We start from the raw sequence: 20,047 nt of genomic DNA, 5'->3' as shown, positions 1-20,047 counted from the left end.
ATCGTCCACCCCCGTCGAGCCGCCCGATCCACCATGATCGTCCGAGCGGCCGTACTACTCAAGCCGGTCGGCCGGCGACCTCGAATTCGCGCCGGGCCTCTTCGAGCAGGCCGGCGACGTAGGGCGCGTAGGAGCGCCAGACCTCGATCCGGAAGGCGTCCGGCCCGGTTCGCCACAGCACGATCTCGGCCTTGCCGAACAGCGTGCGCGAGGCGGTGCCGACCGGGAAGGCCGCCGGCGAGAGGTCGCGCGGGCAGCCGTGGTTCAGCACGAAGGCGGCGCGGGGCCCCGCGAGCGCGAGGCCGGTGTTGCGGTGGGAGACGTCGACGACCGCGTGCGGCACGCCGGCCAGCGCCGTCTCCAGCGCCAGCGCGAGGTCGTCGCGGCCGGCCGGGGCGATCACCAGCCACTCGTCCGGAGACAGCCAGAGCGCGGCGATCCCGCCGGCCTCGGCGACGGCGCAGACGTCGGTCGGCAGCGGGAAACCTATTGCGGCCGCGGCCGCGGCGGCGACGGCCGGGCGTCCGCGGACGACGAGCCGGGTCGCGGGCGCCACCGGCGCGATCGCGAGCGCGTGGTCGGCCGGCGAGGCGAAGGCGCGGCCGTCGAAGACGGCGCGGCGGGCGGAGCCGAGGTCAGCCATCGAGGCGCTTCCCTTCCTTGTCGTAGAACACCGGGTCGACCACCGTCGCCTCGATCACGCCGTCCGGCATCGGCACGAACACGCTCTCGCCGATTTTCGAGCGGCCGGCCTTGACCACGGCGATCGCGATCGACCGGCCGAGCGTGGCGCTGCGGTAGGACGAGGTGACGTGGCCGATCATCTTCGCCGGGATCTCGTAATCCCGCGTGGCGACGATCTGCGCGCCCTCCTCGAGCACCACGGCCGGGTCCTTCGTCAGGAGGCCGACCATCTGCTTGCGGCCCGCCGCCACCATCGCCGGGCGGGCGAGCGCGCGCTTGCCGACGAAGTCCGGCTTGTTCTTGCCGACCGCCCAGGCGAGGCCGACGTCGTCGGGTGTCTGGGTGCCGTCGGTCTCCTGGCCGACGATGATGTAGCCCTTCTCGGCGCGGGCGACGTGCATCGCCTCGGTGCCGTAGGGGGTGATGCCGTGGGCCTTGCCGGCCTCGTAGACCGCCTCCCAGACCGCGCGGCCGTAGTCGGCGGGCACGTTGATCTCGTAGCCGAGCTCGCCGGTGAAGGAGACGCGGAACAGGCGGCAGGGCACGCCGGCGAAGCGGCATTCGCGCACGCTCATGTGCGGGAAGGCCTCGTTGCCGAGGTCGACGCCCTCGACGAAGGGCGCGATCACCTCGCGCGCCTTCGGGCCCTGCACCGCGATCACCGCCCACTGCTCGGTGGTCGAGGTGAGCCAGACGTCGAGATGCGGGAACTCGGTCTGGAGATAGTCCTCCATGTGCTGCAGCACCCGCGGCGCGCCGCCCGTCGTCGTCGTGACGTGGAAGCGGTCGGCGGCGAGGCGGCCGACGACGCCGTCGTCCATCACGAAGCCGTCCTCGCGCAGCATCACACCGTAGCGGCAGCGGCCGACGCCGAGCTTGGCCCAGGCGTTGGTGTACATCAGTTCCATGAAGGCGGCGGCGTCGGGGCCGACGACCTCGATCTTGCCGAGGGTGGAGGCGTCGAACAGGCCGACCGAGGTGCGGATCGCCTTGACCTCGCGGTCGACGGCGGCGTGCATGTCCTCCCCGGCTTTCGGGAAGTACCAGGCGCGCATCCACTGCCCGACCGGCTCGAAGGCGGCGCCGGCGGCGGCGGCCCAGTCGTGGCTCGGCGTGCGGCGCACCGGGTCGAACAGCTCGCCGCGCGAGCCGCCGGCGAAGGCGCCGAAGGTCACGGGCGTATAGGGCGGCCGGAAGGTGGTGAGGCCGACCGTCGGGATCGGCAGCCCGAGCGCCTCGGAGACGATGCCGAGGGCGTTCATGTTGGAGGTCTTGCCCTGGTCGGTCGCCATGCCCGTGGTGGTGTAGCGCTTGACGTGCTCGATCGAGCGCAGCCCCTCGCGGGTGGCGAGCGCGACGTCCTTGGCGGTGACGTCGTTCTGGTAGTCGACGAAGGCCTTGACCGACGACGGGTTCCGTCCGTGCGGCAGCGCACCGAGGGTGCCGCCGGTGCCGGGCGCGTCGGCCGAGACCGTGAAGCCCTTGCCGAGCACCGCGCCGCCGCGGATCGCGGAGACCGCCGACGCGCCGGCGCAATAGCCGTCGTCGAGCACGGCGGCGAGACCGTAGACGCCGCGGCAGGCGCCGGCCGAGCGCTCGCGCTCCACCGAGGTGCCGGGCACGTAGGCCTGGAGCGCGTCGTCGAAGCGGAGCTTGCCACGCGACTGCGAGAACAGGTGCACCGTCGGCGTCCAGCCGCCGGACATGGCGAGCAGATCGGCCGCGACCGGCTCGGGCGCCGAAACCGCGCCGCCGGCCCCGAGCCGGGCGACGTGGACCTCGCCGAGGCGGAGCCGGCCACGGGTGCCGGTCACCACCGCGCCGGCCTCGACGCGCAGGCCCGCGGCGCGGGCGGCGTCGACCAGCGGGCCTGCCGGATTCGGTCGGAGATCGGCGATCATGGCGATCTCGACGCCGGCGGCGGAAAGATCGAGCGCAGCGCGATAGGCGCCGTCGTGGGCGGTCGCGATCACCGCCCGGCGGCCGGGCTTGGCGGCCCAGCGATTGGCGTAGGCGCGGGCGGCGTCGGCGAGCATGACGCCCGGACGGTCGTTGTCCGGGAACACCAGCGGCCGTTCGATCGAGCCGGTGGCGAGCACGACTTCGCGGGCCCGCACGTGGCGCATCCGCTCGCGCGGCAGGCGCGGATCGGGGTCCTTCAGGTGGTCGGTCAGGCGCTCGACCACGCCGATCATGTTGTGGGGCGAATAGGCGAAGGCGGTGGCGCGGGTCAGCACCTCGACCCCAGCCGCCTTCAGCGTCGCGACGGTCTCGGCGACCCAGGTGGCGGCCGGCCGGCCGTCGATCGTCGCGCCGAGGTCGTGCAGCAGCGAGCCGCCGCATTCCGGCTGCTCGTCGACCAGCATCACCGACAGCCCGGAGCCGGAGGCGGCGAGCGCGGCGGCGAGGCCGGCCGGGCCGGCGCCGACCACCAGCACGTCGACGTGGTCGTTGACCTGGGTGTAGCGCGCCGCGTCGGCGGCGGTCGGGGCGCGGCCGAGGCCGGCGGCGGCGCGGATCTTCGGCTCGTAGACCTTGGTCCAGAAGGTCCGCGGCCACATGAAGGTCTTGTAGTAGAAGCCGGCCGGCAGGAAGCGGCCGAGGCGATCGTTGATCGCGCCGACGTCGAAGGCGAGCGAGGGCCAGCGGTTCTGGCTCTCGGCGACGAGGCCGTCGTGGAGCTCGACGGCGGGCGCGCGCAGGTTCGGCGTGTAGTGCGCCTCGTCGGCGCCGACGCCGACCAGGGCGTTGGGCTCGTCGACGCCCGCGGTCAGGATGCCGCGCGGACGATGGTACTTGAACGAGCGGCCGAGCAGGTGGACGCCGTTGGCGATCAGCGCCGAGGCGAGCGTGTCGCCGGCAAAGCCCTCGTAGCGCTTGCCGTCGAAGGTGAAGGCGAGCGGGCGGGCGCGGTCGATGCGACCGCCGGAGGCGAGGCGGAACGGGGCAGTCACCGGCCGGTCTCCTTGTCGGTCGGCGCGGGAAGCGGCGCGCCGGCGGGATAGGTCGTCTCGAAGAAGTCGGTGGTGGTGTCGCGGACCGCGTTGAAGAACTTGCCGCAGCCGTGGACGTGCCGCCAGCGCTCGGCGTGGCGCCCCTTCGGATTGGCGCGGAAGTAGAGCCGCTCGGCGACGGTCTGGTCGTCGAGGGCCTCGGTCGCGGCCGGGCGGGCGACGTGCGCCTCGCCGCCGTAGCGGAACTCGACTTCTGGCCGCGGCCCGCAGATCGGGCAGGTGATGATCAGCATGACGGGCACCGGGCGAAGGTTGCGGAACGGATCGGGGCGTCGCGCATCTCAGTGCGCCACCGCCGCCGCCGCGGCCTCGTCGATGAGGACGCCGTCACGGAAGCGGTCGATGGTGAAGGGGGCGGCGATCGGGTGCGGCTCGTCGCGCGCGATGGTGTGGGCGAAGACGTGGCCGGAGCCCGGCGTCGCCTTGAAGCCGCCGGTGCCCCAGCCGCAGTTGACGTAGAGGCCGGGCACCGCCGTCTTCGACAGGATCGGCGAGCGGTCCGGCGTGACGTCGACGATGCCGCCCCAGTTGCGCAGCATCCGCATGCGTCGGAACATCGGCGCCAGCTCGCAGATGGCGTCGAGCGTGTGCTCGGCGATGTGGAGCGCGCCGCGCTGGGTGTAGCTGGTGTAGGCGTCGGTGCCGGCGCCGATGACGAGCTCGCCCTTGTCGGACTGCGAGATGTAGGCGTGGATCGTGTTGGACATCACCACGCAGGGGAAGGCCGGCTTGACCGGTTCCGACACCAGCGCCTGCAGCGGATAGCTCTCGAGCGGCATCCGGAGGCCCGCCATCGCCATCACCACCGAGGTGTGGCCGGCCGCGACCACGCCGACCTTCTTGGTCGCGACGAAGCCCTTGGAGGTCTCGACGCCGGTGACGGCGCCGTCGGGGCCGCGGCGGATGCCGGTGACCTCGCAGTTCTGGATGATGTCGACGCCGAGGGCGTCGGCGCCGCGGGCGTAGCCCCAGGCGACCGCGTCGTGGCGGGCGGTGCCGCCGCGGCGCTGCAGGGCGGCACCGAGGATCGGGTAGCGGATGTCCTTGGAGATGTTGAGCGGCGGACAGAATTCCTTCGCCTCTTCGGGCGTCAGCCACTCGTTGTCGATTCCGTTCAGACGGTTGGCGTGGACGTGGCGCTTGAACGACTGGATGTCGTGGACGGTGTGCGCCAGCATCATGACGCCGCGGGCGGAGTACATGACGTTGTAGTTCAGCTCCTGGGACAGGCCCTCCCAGAGCTTGACCGCGTGCTCGTAGAGCGCCGCGCTCTCGTCGAACAGGTAGTTCGAGCGGATGATCGTGGTGTTGCGGCCGGTGTTGCCGCCGCCGAGCCAGCCGCGCTCGATCACCGCGATGTTACGGACGCCGTGCTCCTTGGCGAGATAGTAGGCGGTGGCGAGGCCGTGCCCGCCGGCGCCGACGATCACGACGTCGTAGGCCGGTTTCAGTGCCGGCTGCCGCCACAGCGGCTGCCAGCCCTTGTGGCCGGAGAGGCCGTGCCGGACGAGGGAGAGAAGGGAATACTTCTGCATGGGACAGCCGCCGGCGCCAGGACCGTTGATGACGTCACTATCCGCCGGAACCGGACCGCGGCGAAGGGCGACAATCGGCAGTCGGGTTGAACGTTTGCGACATCGGGTGTCGGATCGATCGGGCGGCGTCGCATTCGCCTTACCCGCCGGTGCGACGCAGGCTCGCCCGCGCCGAGGGGCCGGGACGCTCCGCCGGCCGCCGTCACGCCGCCCCGAGGATGCGCCCGAGGCGGGCCAGAACCGCGGCGCGCTCGTCGGCGGTCAGCGGGTTGATCTCGAAGAGGTCGAGCGAATTCAATCCCTCGACCGCGAGGAAGGCGATCAACGAGAGCTCCGGATCGTCGGCCTCGCGCAGGCGGCCGGCGAAGGCGGCGACGTTGGCTCGGACGGGGGCGAGCAGGTCGGGGTTCTCGGCGAAGGCCGCCAGCAGGCCGCAGGGCGGTGGACCGACGTCGCAACCGCCCTTGACGGCGAGATGGGCGCGGGCCGCGGCGTTGCGCCCGCCGGCGACGGTCTCCTCGGCGTCGGCGCGGCGCAGGTCGAGGTCGATCAGGTGCTCGGCGACCAGCGCCTTGAGCAGGGTCTGCTTGTTGGGGAAATTGTAGAGCAGGCCGCCCTTGGAGACGCCGGCGCGCTCGGCGACCGCGTCGAGCGACACGTGCACGGCACCGGCCTCGGCGACGAGGTCGGCGGCGGCGGTCAGGATGCGGTCCCGCGAGTTCGGACGCCCACGGGCCGGCTTGCCCGCCGCGGCGGGCTTGTGCGTGACGGGCGCCAAGACTCTCCCCGATGCCGTTTTTTTGCCAGACTTGAATTGACTTGACCGTCCGGACGGTACAGTTTCCCGCTTCCTGCCGCAAGCCCGCCCCGCGGTGGACCGCCACGCCGGTCCCGCAGGGGCGACGACCCGGGTCCGCTCCATGATCAAACGCTTCATCATCGCCGTCATCCTGCTCACGCTCGTGGCCGGTGGTCTGGTCGGGTTCAACCTGTTCCGGCAGAAGGCGATCGCGGACTTCTTCGCCAACATGCCGCGTCCGACCTCGCCGGTGTCGACCGTGAAGGTCGAGCCGACCACCTGGACGCCGGGCATCGAGGCGGTCGGCACCGCCTACGCCCGCCAGGGCGTCGACGTGCCGACCCAGGTCGCCGGCGTCGTCGAGGAGATCCTGTTCACGCCGAGCCAGAAGGTCGCCGCCGGCGCGCCGCTGGTCCGGCTCGACACCGACCTCGAGCAGGCCGAGCGCATCGCCGCCGAGGCCGCGGTCCGGCGCGACCGTCAGGCGCTGGAGCGCTCGCAGGCCCTGCAGGGCCGCGGCGTCAGCACCCAGGCCAATCTCCAGGACGCCCAGGCCCAACTCGACACCTCGCGCTCCACCCTCGAGCGGCTCAACGTGGTGATCGGCCAGAAGGAGATCCGGGCGCCCTTCGCCGGCACCATCGGCATCGCCAAGGTCGACGTCGGCCAGTATCTCACCGCCGGCACGGTGATCGCGACCCTGCAGGACCTCGACACCATCAAGGTCGACTTCACCGTCCCCGAGCAGCAGCTCGACGCGGTGCGGATCGGCCAGGAGGCCAGCTTCGGCGCCACCCGCGACGCGATGAACTACCGCGGCCGCATCACCGGCATCGACCCGAAGATCGACCCGGCCTCGCGCCTCGTCACGCTGCAGGCCGAGGTCGCCAACGCCGACGGCGGGCTGACGCCCGGCCAGTTCGTCAACGTCCGCGTCGAGCAGCCGGCCGAGACGAACGTGATCGCGCTGCCGCAGACCGCGGTGATCACCTCGCTCTATGGCTCCTACGTCTACGTCGTGAGGCCCGACGACAAGGCGGCCGCGACGCCGCCGAAGGACGGCGCGGCCGCCGCCCCGGCGCTGCTCGTCCGTCAGGTCTTCGTCCAGACCGGCCGGCGCAACGCCGACGCGATCGAGATCGTCTCGGGTCTGAAGGCCGGCGACGAGGTCGTCACGGCAGGCCAGAACCGGCTCTCCGGCGGCGCGCCGGTGGTCGTCGACAACTCCACCGGTCCGGCGCCCGCGGGCACGCCGACCGCCGCCGCGGAGGGCGCCTCGTGAACTTCTCCGAGATCTTCATCCGGCGGCCGGTGCTTTCCACCGTCGTCGCCCTGATGATCCTGCTCGTCGGCGCGCAGGGCATCCTCAACATGGCGATCCGGCAGTATCCCAAGGTCGAGGAGACGGTGATCACCGTCACCACGACCTACGCCGGTGCCTCGCCCGACCTGATCCAGGGCTTCATCACCACGCCGGTCGCCAAGGCGGTGTCCTCGGCCGAGGGCGTCGACTACGTGACGTCGTCGTCGCGCCAGTCGGCGAGCCAGGTGCAGGTGCACATGCGCCTCAACACCGACCCGAACGCGGCGCTGACCGAGGTGATCTCCAAGGTCCAGCAGGTCCGCGGCCAGCTGCCGAGCGAGGCCGACGACCCGGTCATCGTCAAGGGCACCGGCCAGCAGTTCGCGCTGATGTATCTCGCGGTCCAGAGCGAGGTGATGAACGCGCGCGAGATCACCGAGTTCATCACCCGCGTGATCCAGCCGCGCCTCGCCACGGTGGAGGGCGTCGCCGACGCCCAGATCCTCGGCGGCCAGGAATTCGCCATGCGCGTCTGGATCGACCCGGTCCGCCTCGCCTCGCGCGGGGCGACGGCGACCGACGTGCTGACCGCGATCCGCAACGCCAACTTCCTGTCGGCGCCGGGCAGCACCAAGAACCAGTACGTCGCCTACGCGATCGAAACCGAGACCACGCTGCAGACCCCCGAGGCCTTCGGTGCGTTGCCGATCCGCTCGGACGGCGACGAGGTCGTGCGCCTGCGCGACGTCGCCGACGTCGAACTCGGCGCCGAGAACGAGGAGACCCACGTCCGCTTCAACGGCCTGCAGGGCGTGTTCCTCGGCGTGTACCCGACGCCGGCGGCCAACCCGCTCGACGTCGCCTCCGCCGTGCGCACCGCGCTGCCGGCGGTGCAGGAGACGCTGCCCGAGGGCACGAGGATCGAGCTCGTCTACGACAGCACGGTCGCGATCTCGGCTTCGATCGAGGAGGTGTTCAAGACCATCGGCGAGGCGGTCGCGATCGTCATCCTGGTGATCCTGCTGTTCCTCGGCTCGTTCCGCTCGGTGGTGATCCCGATCGTCACCATTCCGCTGTCGCTGGTCGGCGTCTGCTTCTTCCTCTACGGCCTCGACTATTCGCTGAACACGCTGACGCTGCTCGCCATGGTGCTCGCCATCGGCCTCGTGGTCGACGACGCCATCGTCGTGGTGGAGAACATCCACCGCCACATCGAGGAGGGCCTGAAACCGCTCGACGCCGCGATCGTCGGAATGCGCGAGATCTTCGGCCCGGTCGTGGCGATGACCATCACGCTCGCCGCGGTCTACGCCCCGATCGGCTTCACCCAGGGCCTCACCGGTTCGCTGTTCCGGGAGTTCGCCTTCACGCTCGCCGGCGCGGTGATCCTGTCCGGCTTCGTGGCGGTGACGCTGTCGCCGATGATGTCGGCGCGGCTGCTGAAGTCCGGCCACCAGGGCGGGTTCGCCGGCTTCGTCGACCGCACCTTCGACGGCCTCGCCGGCTGGTACGGCCGCCGGCTCGACGGTTCGCTGTCGTTCCGGCCGGTGACCTTGCTGGTGGTCGCGGTGCTGCTCGCCACCACCGGCTTCCTGTTCGTCAACACCACCACCGAACTCGCCCCCGAGGAGGACCAGGGCGCGCTGTTCTCCGTCGTCAACGCCCCGGCCTACGCCACCAGCGAATACACCGCGTACTATGCCGATCAGATCGACGAACAGACCAAGTCGATCCCCGAGCTCGCCGCCCGCTTCCAGGTGGTCGGCGGCGACAGCGCCACGTCCGGCTTCGTCGGCTTCGTGATGAAGCCCTGGGCCGAGCGCGAGCGCTCGCAGCAGCAGATCCAGCCGGACCTGCAGGCGATCGTCGGCAAGTCCACCGGCCTGCAGGGCTTCGTGTTCTCGATCCCCTCGCTGCCGGGCTCGGGCGGCGGCCTGCCGGTCCAGGTGGTGGTGCAGTCGACCGCCGACGCGGCCCGGGTCTACGAGGTCGCCGAGGAGATCAAGAAGCGCGCCATGGGGGCCGGCCGGTTCATCGTGGTGCAGGATTCGCTCTCCTTCGAGACGCCGCAGGTGCGCGTCCTGATCGACCGCGACCGCGCCGCCGCCCTCGGCGTCTCGATCGCCGACATCGGCAACACGCTGAACATCCTGGTCGGCGAGAGTTCGGTGTCGAAATTCGACCGCGACGCCCGCGCCTACGACATCATTCCGCAGGTCCGGCGCTCGGACCGCATGAACCCGGAGAGCCTCGGCGCCTTCTTCGTGCGCAGCCAGTCCGGCGAGATGGTGCCGCTGTCCTCGGTGGTGTCCGTCACCACCCAGGCGTCGGCGCCGGCGATCGAGCAGTTCAACCAGCTGAACTCGGCGACCATCTCGGCGCTGCCGCAGCCGGGCGTCACCACCGGCGACGCGCTGGCGACGATCCAGCAGATCGCCCGCGAGGTGATGCCGGACGGCTACTTCCTGGAATACGCCGGCCAGTCGCGTCTCGAACTCGAGGCCGGCAACACCCTGCTGATCGCCTTCGGCCTCGCCGTGCTGGTGATCTACCTCGTGCTCGCCGCCCAGTTCGAGAGCTTCCGCGATCCGTTCATCATCATGATGTCGGTACCGCTGTCGATCTTCGGCGCGATCGTGCCGCTCAACATCGGCCTCGGGACGCTGAACATTTACACCCAGGTCGGCCTGATCACCCTGGTCGGGCTGATCACCAAGCATGGCATCCTGATGGTGGAGTTCGCCAACGGCCTGCGCGAGACCCGCGGCCTCGGCAAGCGCGAGGCGATCGTCGAGGCGGCCAAGGTGCGCCTCCGGCCGATCCTGATGACCACGGCCGCCATGGTGCTCGGCGTCATCCCGCTGATCACCGCCGACGGCGCCGGCGCCGCCGCGCGCTACTCGATCGGCCTCGTGATCGCCACCGGCATGTCGGTCGGCACCCTCTTCACCCTGTTCGTGGTGCCGATGTTCTACACCCTGCTCTCCCACGCCGACCACGCGGTCGGCGAGGACACCGCCGCGCACGCGTCGAACGGCCACGGCACCGCCCTGCCCCACCCGGCCGAATGAAAAAGAACGCCCGGCGCGAGGGGAGCGCCGGGCGAAGTCGGGGAGAGTCTGGACGTCAGGGGAGAGAGAGCGGGAACGAGTCGGAGGTCGTGTCAGTCGAGCGCGGCGACGGCCGGGGTGGGAGCCGACGCCGCGGCGTTGCCGCCGCAGGCGATGGAGAAACCGCCGGAACCCGGGGTGTCCAAGTCGACGGTCTCGCCGTTGGCGACGGTGAGGGCGAAGCCCGGACCGGCGATCGAACCGTCGACGAGGTCGACGGCGCAGCCGGCGCCGGCGGCCACCGAGGCGACCGCCTTCGGCGTGGCGTAGACGAGGTCGGCGTAGCGCGGCTGGGCGATGTCGTCCGAACGGGAGATGGCGGCGATGCCGGTGGCCGTGCCGAAGGCGGCGAGCGCAATGGCGGCGAAGCCGAAGATGCGGGCCTTGTCGAACATCTGAACCATCCTCCTGCGGTCGTCGCGGAGCCCTTACGGTCTGCCCGGCGGCTAAGACGCCGGTGCCGCTCGCCCTTCTTCAACGTTTCATGGCGCCACAAGGTTTCAGTCGCGTCCCGCCGGAGGGGCACGCGGCCGAAACGATCGTGACGAGAGGGATACCCGCGCCGGGATCGGCTCCCGGAAACGGCAATGGACGGTCGAGGTCCGGAACCGCGCGCGGCCTCAGGCGACCTGCGCGGTTTCCTTCGCCGAGGCGGCCTCGCCGGGCTTGGTCTGCCAGATGTTCTGGCGGTTGCGCACCTCGCGCGGGGCCGGACCGAAATAGGTCGGCGTCTTCACGAAGTCGCGCGGGGCGAGGATGACGCTCTGGATGCGCTGGTAGAGCGACTTCGCCGAGATCGGCTTGCAGAGCAGCTCGTGGATGCCGAGCCGGCGCGCCTCGATGATCCGGCTGCGCTCCGTGTGGCCGGTCACCATGATGATCGGGATGTAGGCGAACGGGTTGGTCGGCACGCGGATCATGCGCACCATGTCGGCGCCGTCGAGGATCGGCATCACCCAGTCGAGGATCAGGATGTCCGGGTTGGCGCGGTCCATCGCCTCGAGGCCCGAGGCGCCGTCTTCGGCCTCCACGATGCGGCGGGCGCCGAAGCCCTGGAGCATCGTACGCAGGATCGTCCTCATGTAGGCGCTATCTTCCACGACCAGGAAGGTCAGGGAGGACAGGTCGAGCTGCACCGGCCGCACTCCTCGTTCGGTTCGACCTTCGGCGGGAAAGATGAAGATCAGGTTGAACCGGTCCGGAGAAGTCGCCACGTTCGCCGACGTCAGCTCGGCGACGGCTTCGCCGGTGTAACGAAGGGGACAGCGCCGCCCCCTCGTCCGGGGGTATCGATCGCTTGGACGACGACCATGCGGGGGCGGCACCGGACCGGGATCGGAGCGACGACGGAGAGCGCCGCGATTGATCCCGATCAACGACGGGCCGGCGACGCGGCGGCAGTGTCGCGACGTCGCATCCGCCCGGACGGACGGGGCGAGGCGCGGCGAAACGGCTTTCGACAGAGGGCCGGCGCGGCTATAAGGTGGTCGCGACCGAGGAGGCATCGGATCTGATCATGGACTATGACACCTTCTTCGACGATGCGGTGCGGGCGCTCCAGGCCGAGAAGCGGTACCGGGTGTTCGCCGATCTCGAGCGCATCGCCGGACGCTTCCCGGTCGCGCTGTGGCGCCGCGAGGGCGACACGCGCGAGATCACGGTCTGGTGCTCCAACGACTATCTCGGCATGGGCCAGCACCCGTCCGTGATCGGCGCCATGTGCGAGGCGGCACAGCGCATGGGCGCCGGCGCCGGCGGCACGCGCAACATCTCAGGCACCAACCATCCGCTGGTCGAGCTCGAGGCCGAGCTCGCCGACCTCCACGGCAAGGAGGCGGCGCTGATCTTCACCTCCGGCTACATCTCCAACGAGGCGGCGATTTCGACGATCGCCAAGCTGCTGCCGGACTGCCTGATCCTCTCCGACCAGCTCAACCACGCCTCGATGATCCACGGCGTGCGCTCCTCCGGCGTCGCCAAGCAGGTCTGGCGCCACAACGACCTCGGCCACCTCGAGGACCTGCTCAAGGCCGCCGGCCGCGAGCGCGCCAAGCTGGTTGTGTTCGAGTCGGTCTACTCGATGGACGGCGACGTCGCGCCGATCGAGGCGATCGCCGACCTCGCCGACAAGTACAACGCCTTCACCTACATCGACGAGGTCCACGCCGTCGGCATGTACGGCCCGCGCGGCGCCGGCATCTGCGAGCGCGACGGCGTGATGGACCGCATCGACGTCATCGAGGGCACCCTCGCCAAGGGCTTCGGCGTGATGGGCGGCTACGTCACCGGCAAGGCCGCCGTGGTCGACTCGGTGCGCTCCTACGCGCCGGGCTTCATCTTCACCACCGCGCTGCCGCCCGGCCTCTGCGCCGCCGCCACCGCCTCGATCCGCCACCTCAAGCAGAGTTCGGTCGAGCGCGAGGCGCACCAGCGCCAGTCCGCCCGCACCAAGGCGGTGCTGAAGGCGCGCGGCCTGCCGGTGATGCCGTCCGAGACGCACATCGTCCCGCTGCTGGTCGGCAACCCCGACCTTTGCAAGCAGGCCACCGACATCCTGCTCGAGAAGCACGGCATCTACATCCAGCCGATCAACTACCCGACCGTGCCGCGCGGCACCGAGCGCCTGCGCATCACGCCGACGCCGTTCCACCACGACGGCCTGATCGACCATCTCGCCGAAGCACTGGTCGACGTCTGGCAGACCCTCGGCCTGCCCTTCTCGACCCCGCAGCCGATGGCCGACGACACGGTCGTCCGCCCCCAGATCTTCCGCGCCGCCGGCGGCTGAGCCGCCGGACGAGCGACCGACCTACGAGAGGCGGGTCCTTGCGGGGGCCCGCCTCTTTCGTTTTCCGGTCCCGGGCCGATCCCCTCTGCCGAAACGACGACGGGCGGTCCCGAGGGACCGCCCGTACCGAAAGTCGTAGAGCGTCGCGCGTCGCGCCGCGTCAGGCGGCGGCGCGGTCGCCGATCAGGCCGCGGTTGACCAGGACCTCCGCGATCTGGACGGCGTTCAGCGCGGCGCCCTTGCGCAGGTTGTCGGCGACGATCCACATCGACAGGCCGTTCTCGACCGTGATGTCCTCGCGGATGCGGCTGATGTAGGTCGCGTCCTCGCCGGTCGCCTCGTAGGGCGTGACGTAGCCGCCGGGCTCGTGCTTGTCGACCACGAGGCAGCCGGGCGCCTCGCGCAGGATCGAACGGGCCTCGTCGGCCGAGATCGGGTTCTCGAACTCGATGTTGACGGCTTCCGAGTGCGAGACGAACACCGGCACGCGCACGCAAGTCGCCGTCAGCTTGATCTTCGGGTCGAGGATCTTCTTGGTCTCGGCCGTCATCTTCCACTCTTCCTTCGTGAACCCGTCCTCCATGAACACGTCGATCTGGGGGATCAGGTTGAAGGCGATCCGCTTCGGGAACTTCTGCGGCTCCACGGGATCGTTGACGAAGATGGCGCGGGTCTGGCTGAACAGCTCGTCCATGGCGTCCTTGCCGGCGCCGGAGACGGACTGGTAGGTGGCGACGACGACGCGCTTGATGGTGGCGCGCTCGTGCAGCGGCTTCAGCGCCACCACGAGCTGCGCGGTCGAGCAGTTCGGGTTGGCGATGATGTTCTTCTTGGCGAAGCCGGCGACGGCGTCGGCGTTGACCTCGGGGACGATCAGCGGCACGTCCGGGTCCATGCGCCAAGCCGACGAATTGTCGATGACGACGCAGCCGGCGGCGCCGATCTTCGGCGACCATTCCTTCGAGATCGCCCCGCCCGCCGACATCAGGCAGATGTCGTACTGCGAGAAGTCGACGGTCTCGAGCGCCTTCACCTTCAGCGTCTTGTCGCCGTAGGAGACCTCGGTGCCCTGGCTGCGCCGCGAGGCGACCGCGAGCACCTCGTCGGCGGGAAAGCCGCGTTCGGCCAGGATTTCGAGCATTTCGCGGCCCACGTTGCCCGTGGCGCCGACTACGGCGACCTTGTAGCCCATCGGATCTCTTCCTCGTCCTCGACCGTCCCCCGCTCGTCGTTTCCGTCAGCGGCCGGTCGTCGGGTTGCCTTGGCAAAGGATCCGAGGGGCTCGCCGTCCGCCCCCTCGAACCCCGAGGAGGACGATGCGGGGCGAGAGAGCGTCGATCACGTGGTCGTCGTCGTTTTCGTCCCCGTCGCCATGGCGCGCGCGACCGCCGAGCGGACCCGGGCGGCGGAGGCGACGATCATCTGGCGGCTGGCGGACGGCACGACACGAACCCTCTCGAACGGCGCATCTCATGCGGAAAGATGCCGCGGAAGTCAAGGCCGACGGCCAGCCCGTCGCGCCGCGGCCTTGACAGCGGCGTACGGGTGCGATCTCCCCGTCGACGAACCGCCCCATGCGCCAGGAGGACCCGATGACCGTCGCCGCCAACCTCGCCGAGATCCGCGACCGGATCGCCGCGGCCGAGCGCGCCGCCGGGCGCCCCGCCGGGTCGGCGACCCTGGTGGCGGTGTCGAAGACCTTCCCCGCCGACGACGTCCGCGCCGCGATCGCCGCGGGACAGCGCGTGTTCGGCGAGAACCGCGTCCAGGAGGCCGAGGGCAAGTTCCCGGCCCTGAAGGCGGAGACGGCGGGTCTCGAGCTGCACCTGATCGGGCCGTTGCAGTCCAACAAGGCCCGCGAGGCGGTCGCACTGTTCGACGTGATCCACACCGTCGACCGCGACAAGATCGCCGCGGCGCTCGCCGCCGAGATGACCCGGCAGGGCCGGGCGCCAAAGCTGCTCGTCCAGGTCAATACCGGCGAGGAGCCGCAGAAGGCCGGCATCCCGCCCGCCGAGGCGGTCGACTTCGTCGCCCGCTGCCGCGACGTCCACGGGCTCGCCATCGCCGGGCTGATGTGCATCCCGCCTGTCGACGAGAACCCGGCGCTGCACTTCGCCCTCCTCGACGAACTCGCCGGCCGCGCCGGCGTCGCGTGGCGATCCATGGGCATGTCCGGCGACTTCGAGACCGCGATCGCCCACGGCGCCACCCACGTCCGCGTCGGCAGCGCCGTCTTCGGCGTTCGGCCGAGGCCGGCCGCGGAGCAGCCGTCGTGACCGGCGACGACCTCCGCCGCCTCGCACTCGCCCTGCCGGAGGCCGAGGAGAAGTCGCACTTCGGCAAGGCCGACTTCCGGGTGCGCGACAAGATCTTCGCGAGCCTGCCCGACGACGCCCGCGCGGTGGTGAAACTAACGCCCGAGGAGCAGGCCTTCACGATGGCGGCCGAACCGGACCTGATCGCCCCGGCGACCGGCGCCTGGGGCCGCAAGGGCTGGACGGTCGTCCACCTCGCCGACGCCGACGAGACGCTGATCGCCGACCTCCTCCGCCGTGCCTGGAACAACGTCGCACCGAAGCGGCTCCGCGGCGGGTGAAAAGGCGCGGTCGACGCCTGCACCGCATCGGCTGCCGCCGACAGCGCCCGACCGCGGTGCAGGAGGCCCTTTCGGACGCAGCCGGGAAGGATCAGCCGGCCGGCTTCGGCGCGGCCTTGGCCAGCGCCTTCTCGACCTCGGGCAGCAGCACGGTGCGCACACTCTCCGGCGTCAGCGGGCCGACGTGCTTGTAGGCGATGGTGCCGTCGGGGGCGACGACGAAGGTCTCCGGCACGCCGTAGACGCCCCAGTCGATGCCGACGCGGCCGCGCTCGTCGGCGCCGACGGCGGCATAGGGGTTGCCGAGGGCCCCGAGGAAGCGCGTCGCGTTGTCGGCGGCGTCCTTGTAGTTGAGGCCGACGAGGCGGAAGCGGTCGTCCTTGGCGAGTTCGACCAGCACCGGATGCTCGTCGCGGCAGGGCACGCACCACGACGCGAACACGTTGACGAGCGTGACCCCGCCACCGGCGAGTTCGGCGCTCGAGAAGCCCGGCACAGCTGCTCCGTCGCGCGTCAGGCCGGCGACCGGCGGCAGGTCGAAGGTCGGCACCGGCTTGCCGATCAGCACCGACGGCAGTTCCGACGGGTCGCCGGCACCGAGGCGCGAATAGAACACCGCGGCGAGCGCGACGAACAGGATCAGCGGCAGGAAGGCGACGACGCGCCGCCGCGGCCGCGGCGCGCCGCTGTCCGTGGGGGCGGTCGTCATGCGGTCTCGCGTCCCTCGCTCGCGGAGGCGGCCGGGCGGGCGGACCGCCGGCGGATGCCGCGCTCCTCCATCGCCTTCAGCCGGCGGGTCAGCATCGCGTGGTCGACCAGCACCCAGGCGACCAGCCCGGCGATCACCGCACCGGTCAGGCCGTAGGACGACAGGATGTAGCCCGCGTAGGGGCCGAGCGCCTCGATCATCGCGCCCCTCCGGCGGCGGTGAGGCCGAGCGTGCGCAGGCGCCGGCGCAGGATTTCGTTGCGCATCGCCATCCAGTGCAGCGCCACCATCAGGAGCGTGAAGGCGATCGCCATCACGAGCAGCGGCCACAGCATCGAGCCGTCGATGGTGGGGCCGTCCATGCGGAACACCGAGGCCGGCTGGTGCAGCGTGTTCCACCAGTCGACGCTGAACTTGATGATCGGCAGGTTGACCGTGCCGACCAGCGTCAGCACCGCGGCCGAGCGGGCGGCCCGCGAGGGATCCTCGATCGTGCGCCACAGCGCGATCAGGCCGAGATACATGATGAACAGCACCAGCACCGAGGTCAGCCGGGCGTCCCACTCCCACCACGTCCCCCACATCGGCTTGCCCCAGAGCGAGCCGGTGACGAGGGCGAGGAAGGTGAAGGCGGCGCCGATCGGCGCGGCGGCCTTGGCCGAGACGTCGGCGAGCGGATGGCGCCAGACCAGCGTGCCGACCGACGACACCGCCATCAGGCCGTAGGTGAAGGTCGACAGCCACGCGGACGGCACGTGGATGTACATGATCTTGACCGTCTCGCCCTGCTGGTAGTCGGCCGGCGAGTGCCAGACCATCCACAGGCCCCAGGCGAAGACGACGGCGGTCAGCCCGACGAGCCACGGCAGGACGCGCTCGACGAAGCCGATGAAGCGGGTGGGATTGGCGAGTTCGGTGATCGACAGGGCCATGGCGTTCCAGACATAGGCGAGCACGGGCCCGCCGGCAACGCGGCCGGCCCGCCCCGCGACCGACGGTCGCTCGCCGGACGCGGAAACGCAAGGGCCGGCCGGCGGCGGGATCACTCCCGGCCGGGCAGATCGTCGTCCTGGATGGCGCGCCAGGCGGCGCCGTCGAGGTCCTCGAACTGGCCGGTCTTCAGCGACCACAGGAAGGCCGCGAGGCCGAGGAGCCCGAGCGAAAGGGCGATCGGGACGAGGTAGACGAGGATGTTCATGCGCTCACCGGGGCGGACACGGCACCAGTCTCGCCGACGATCGCGGCGGAAGCCGGGCGGGCCGTCGGCGGCGGCGCGACCCGGCGCAGCCGGAGCGCGTTGACCGTGACGATCAGCGACGATCCGGACATCGCCAGCGCCGCGATCAGCGGGGTGACGTAGCCGAGGATCGCGATCGGCACGGCGACGGCGTTGTAGACCACGGCGATCCAGAGGTTCTCCATCATCAGCCGGCGCGCCGCGCGGGCAACGTCGAGGGCGATCGCCACCGGCGCCAGCCGGTCGCCGAGGAAGACCGCGTCGGAGGCGCTCTGGGCGACGTGGGCGGCCGTCACCGGCGACAGCGAGACGTGGGCGGCGGCGAGCGAGGGCGCGTCGTTGAGACCGTCGCCGACCATCAGGACACGCCGGCCCTCGGCCTTCAGGGCGTCGAGCCGGGCGATCTTCGCGGCGGGATCGCGCTCGGCACGCCAGTCGGCGACGTCGAGGGCGCGGGCGGCCTCGGCGACGGCGGCCTCGCGGTCGCCGGAGAGGATCTCGATCCGGTAGCCCTCGCGCTTCAGCCGCGCGACCGTGGCGACGGCGTCGGCCTTGAGGCTCTGTCCGAGCGCGAACAGCACCGGCGCGGCGCGGCCTTCGCGATAGGCGATCAGCGAGGCCGTCGGGTGGGCGGCGCGCATGGCCGCGACGGCGGCCGGCTCGACGCCGCAGAAGCCGAGCGCGCCGAGGCGGACGTCGATCCCGTCGACGACGGCGGCGACGCCCTCGCCGGCCCTTTCGCGGATGCCCGGCAGCGGTTCGGCGGCCCCGGCGGCGCGGGCGAGCGCGCGGGCGAGCGGGTGGCGGCTGCCGAGGGCGAGGCGACCGGCGCGGGCGAGCAGCGCCGGGTCGACGTCGGCGGCGCCGAGGAGGCGCGGCTCCGGCTCGGTCAGGGTGCCGGTCTTGTCGAACACGATCGTGTCGGCGGCGGCGAGCCGCTCGATGGCGTCGCCGGCGTTGAGCAGGATGCCGTTGCGGAAGAGGCGGCCCGCCGCCACCACCTGCACCGCCGGGATGGCGAGCGCGAGGGCGCAGGGGCACGTGATGATCAGCACGGCGATGGCGATCACCAGCGCCTCGTTCCAGTGGGCGCCGACGAGCATCCAGCCTAGGAAGGTCAGCGCCGCCGCCGAGTGCACCACCGGCGCGTAGGTCCGGGCGGCACGGTCGGCGAGGCGCATCGCGCCGGCCTTCATCGACTGCGCCTCGGCGATCAGCCGCTCGATCTCGGCGATCAGCGTGCCCTCGGCCACCGCGGTGACCTCGACCACCAGCGCGCCGAAGCCGTTCAGCGTGCCGGCGTGGACGGTGTCGCCGCGGCCGACCGCGGCCGGCGTGGTCTCGCCGGTGACGAGGCTCGCGTCGATCTCGGAGGCGCCGTCGCGGACGACGCCGTCGACGGCGACGCGCTCGCCGGGGCGCACCAGCACCCGGTCGCCCGGGCGGATCCGCGACACCGGCGTCTCGATCAGCCCGCCGTCGGCGCGCATCACCACGGCGCTGTCGGCGCGCAGCGCGGCCAGCGTCTCGGCTTCGACCGCGGTGCGGCGGCGCATGTTCTCGTCGAGGAAGCGGCCGAGCAGCAGGAAGAACAGCAGCATCAGGGCGCTGTCGAAGAAGGCCTCGCGGGCGTGCGTCATGGTGTTGACGAGGGAGAGCGCCATCGCCAGCGTCACGCCGATGGAGATCGGCACGTCCATGTTGACGGCACGCCGGCGGACCGCCGCGATCGCGCTGCGGAAGAACGGCTGCGCAGCGTAGGCGACCGTCGGGATCGCCACCAGCGCCGAGACCCAGTGGAAGAAGTCGCGCGTCTCCGGCGTGATGTCGGTGACGTTGCCGGACCATACCGACACCGACATCAGCATCACGTTCATGCCGCCGAAGCCGGCGACGGCGAGGCACTTCAGGAGCCGCTTGGACTCCTCCGAGCGTGTCCCGCGGGCGGCGGCCGGATCGAACGGATGGGCCGGGTAGCCGATCGCGGCCATGCGGTCGAGGATGGCGTCGGGCGCGATCCGGCCGGGCTTGTAGACCACGGCGACGCGGCGCGAGGCGACGTTGACGCGCGCGGCGCCGACGCCGTCGACCCGGCGCAGGCCGCGCTCGATGTCGCCCATGCAGGCGGCGCAGGTGATGTTCTCGACCGCGAGCTCGAGACGGCGCCGGCCGTCCGGCTCGGCGACCGTGTAGGCCGACCAGTCGCGCTCGGGCGCGATCCGGCAGGCGTCCGCCGCCGCGTCGGCGGGGAGCGTTGCGACGGCGCTCAT

18 protein-coding genes are annotated in these 20,047 nt (G+C 71.4%); 5 read left to right on the top strand and 13 right to left on the bottom strand.

Features of this window, described 5'->3' with window-relative positions:
* Nucleotides 1–58: 58 nt before the first annotated feature.
* The 5 genes from EDD54_RS10275 to EDD54_RS10255 all read right to left on the bottom strand — a co-directional run bounded on the left by EDD54_RS10275 (nucleotide 59) and on the right by EDD54_RS10255 (nucleotide 6,011).
* Complete coding sequence (locus tag EDD54_RS10275) at nucleotides 59–643, bottom strand: sarcosine oxidase subunit gamma (RefSeq protein ID WP_126541081.1); 585 nt, start codon at nucleotides 641–643, stop codon at nucleotides 59–61.
* The gene (locus tag EDD54_RS10270) at nucleotides 636–3,638 is read right to left on the bottom strand and encodes a sarcosine oxidase subunit alpha family protein (protein ID WP_126541080.1); all 3,003 of its coding nucleotides are present in this window, start codon (nucleotides 3,636–3,638) and stop codon (nucleotides 636–638) included. The genes EDD54_RS10275 and EDD54_RS10270 overlap by 8 nt, the downstream gene beginning before the upstream one ends.
* Nucleotides 3,635–3,931, bottom strand: coding sequence for a sarcosine oxidase subunit delta (locus EDD54_RS10265; RefSeq protein ID WP_126541079.1), 297 nt, complete (start codon nucleotides 3,929–3,931; stop codon nucleotides 3,635–3,637). The genes EDD54_RS10270 and EDD54_RS10265 overlap by 4 nt, the downstream gene beginning before the upstream one ends.
* A 48-nt stretch (nucleotides 3,932–3,979) precedes the next feature.
* Nucleotides 3,980–5,233, bottom strand: a complete 1,254-nt coding sequence (locus EDD54_RS10260; protein WP_126541078.1) for a sarcosine oxidase subunit beta family protein — start codon at nucleotides 5,231–5,233, stop codon at nucleotides 3,980–3,982.
* A gap of 202 nt (nucleotides 5,234–5,435) precedes the next feature.
* Nucleotides 5,436–6,011, bottom strand: a complete 576-nt coding sequence (locus tag EDD54_RS10255) for a TetR/AcrR family transcriptional regulator (protein ID WP_165644421.1) — start codon at nucleotides 6,009–6,011, stop codon at nucleotides 5,436–5,438.
* 142 nt (nucleotides 6,012–6,153) lie between these two features.
* Here EDD54_RS10255 and EDD54_RS10250 point away from each other — a divergent pair, with 142 nt between their 5' ends.
* Entirely contained in the window at nucleotides 6,154–7,314 is a 1,161-nt protein-coding gene (locus tag EDD54_RS10250) for an efflux RND transporter periplasmic adaptor subunit (RefSeq protein WP_126541076.1), read from the top strand.
* Entirely contained in the window at nucleotides 7,311–10,406 is a 3,096-nt protein-coding gene (locus EDD54_RS10245; protein WP_126541075.1) for an efflux RND transporter permease subunit, read from the top strand. The genes EDD54_RS10250 and EDD54_RS10245 overlap by 4 nt, the downstream gene beginning before the upstream one ends.
* A gap of 92 nt (nucleotides 10,407–10,498) precedes the next feature.
* Here EDD54_RS10245 and EDD54_RS10240 read toward each other — a convergent pair whose 3' ends face one another.
* Both EDD54_RS10240 and EDD54_RS10235 read right to left on the bottom strand, forming a co-directional pair.
* Nucleotides 10,499–10,840 (bottom strand): hypothetical protein, encoded by a 342-nt coding sequence (locus EDD54_RS10240; protein WP_126541074.1) that lies wholly within the window; start codon nucleotides 10,838–10,840, stop codon nucleotides 10,499–10,501.
* 225 nt (nucleotides 10,841–11,065) lie between these two features.
* Entirely contained in the window at nucleotides 11,066–11,581 is a 516-nt protein-coding gene (locus EDD54_RS10235) for a response regulator (protein ID WP_126541073.1), read from the bottom strand.
* A 380-nt stretch (nucleotides 11,582–11,961) separates the two neighbouring features.
* Between EDD54_RS10235 and hemA the strand changes: the two genes are divergently transcribed.
* Nucleotides 11,962–13,233, top strand: a complete 1,272-nt coding sequence (hemA, locus tag EDD54_RS10230) for a 5-aminolevulinate synthase (protein ID WP_126541072.1) — start codon at nucleotides 11,962–11,964, stop codon at nucleotides 13,231–13,233.
* 160 nt (nucleotides 13,234–13,393) lie between these two features.
* On the opposite strand, the gene EDD54_RS10225 is transcribed toward hemA, so the two are convergent.
* Nucleotides 13,394–14,425, bottom strand: a complete 1,032-nt coding sequence (locus tag EDD54_RS10225) for an aspartate-semialdehyde dehydrogenase (protein ID WP_126541071.1) — start codon at nucleotides 14,423–14,425, stop codon at nucleotides 13,394–13,396.
* A 400-nt stretch (nucleotides 14,426–14,825) separates the two neighbouring features.
* Here EDD54_RS10225 and EDD54_RS10220 point away from each other — a divergent pair, with 400 nt between their 5' ends.
* Nucleotides 14,826–15,512, top strand: coding sequence for a YggS family pyridoxal phosphate-dependent enzyme (locus EDD54_RS10220; RefSeq protein ID WP_126541070.1), 687 nt, complete (start codon nucleotides 14,826–14,828; stop codon nucleotides 15,510–15,512).
* Nucleotides 15,509–15,832 (top strand): MmcQ/YjbR family DNA-binding protein, encoded by a 324-nt coding sequence (locus EDD54_RS10215; protein ID WP_126541069.1) that lies wholly within the window; start codon nucleotides 15,509–15,511, stop codon nucleotides 15,830–15,832. The genes EDD54_RS10220 and EDD54_RS10215 overlap by 4 nt, the downstream gene beginning before the upstream one ends.
* Nucleotides 15,833–15,923: 91 nt before the next feature.
* Here the strand turns inward: EDD54_RS10215 and EDD54_RS10210 are convergent, their stop codons facing one another.
* From EDD54_RS10210 to EDD54_RS10190, 5 genes are all read right to left on the bottom strand, one after another.
* Entirely contained in the window at nucleotides 15,924–16,541 is a 618-nt protein-coding gene (locus EDD54_RS10210) for a DsbE family thiol:disulfide interchange protein (protein ID WP_126541068.1), read from the bottom strand.
* Nucleotides 16,538–16,741: a heme exporter protein CcmD gene (gene ccmD, locus EDD54_RS10205; RefSeq protein ID WP_126541067.1), complete on the bottom strand. Its 204-nt coding sequence runs from the start codon at nucleotides 16,739–16,741 to the stop codon at nucleotides 16,538–16,540. The genes EDD54_RS10210 and ccmD overlap by 4 nt, the downstream gene beginning before the upstream one ends.
* The gene (locus tag EDD54_RS10200; RefSeq protein ID WP_126541944.1) at nucleotides 16,738–17,472 is read right to left on the bottom strand and encodes a heme ABC transporter permease; all 735 of its coding nucleotides are present in this window, start codon (nucleotides 17,470–17,472) and stop codon (nucleotides 16,738–16,740) included. Before EDD54_RS10200 ends, ccmD begins: the two co-directional genes overlap by 4 nt.
* A gap of 110 nt (nucleotides 17,473–17,582) precedes the next feature.
* Nucleotides 17,583–17,738 (bottom strand): cbb3-type cytochrome oxidase assembly protein CcoS, encoded by a 156-nt coding sequence (gene ccoS / locus EDD54_RS10195; protein ID WP_126541066.1) that lies wholly within the window; start codon nucleotides 17,736–17,738, stop codon nucleotides 17,583–17,585.
* Nucleotides 17,735–20,047 carry a heavy metal translocating P-type ATPase gene (locus EDD54_RS10190; RefSeq protein ID WP_126541065.1) on the bottom strand — a complete coding sequence of 771 codons (2,313 nt, stop codon included), beginning with the start codon at nucleotides 20,045–20,047 and terminating at the stop codon, nucleotides 17,735–17,737. Before EDD54_RS10190 ends, ccoS begins: the two co-directional genes overlap by 4 nt.

This window comes from Oharaeibacter diazotrophicus (assembly GCF_004362745.1).
GTDB classification, from domain to species: Bacteria; Pseudomonadota; Alphaproteobacteria; order Rhizobiales; family Pleomorphomonadaceae; genus Oharaeibacter; species Oharaeibacter diazotrophicus.
The sequence above is the reverse complement of the archived record's forward strand: the minus strand, read 5'-3'. Positions and strand labels throughout refer to the sequence as shown.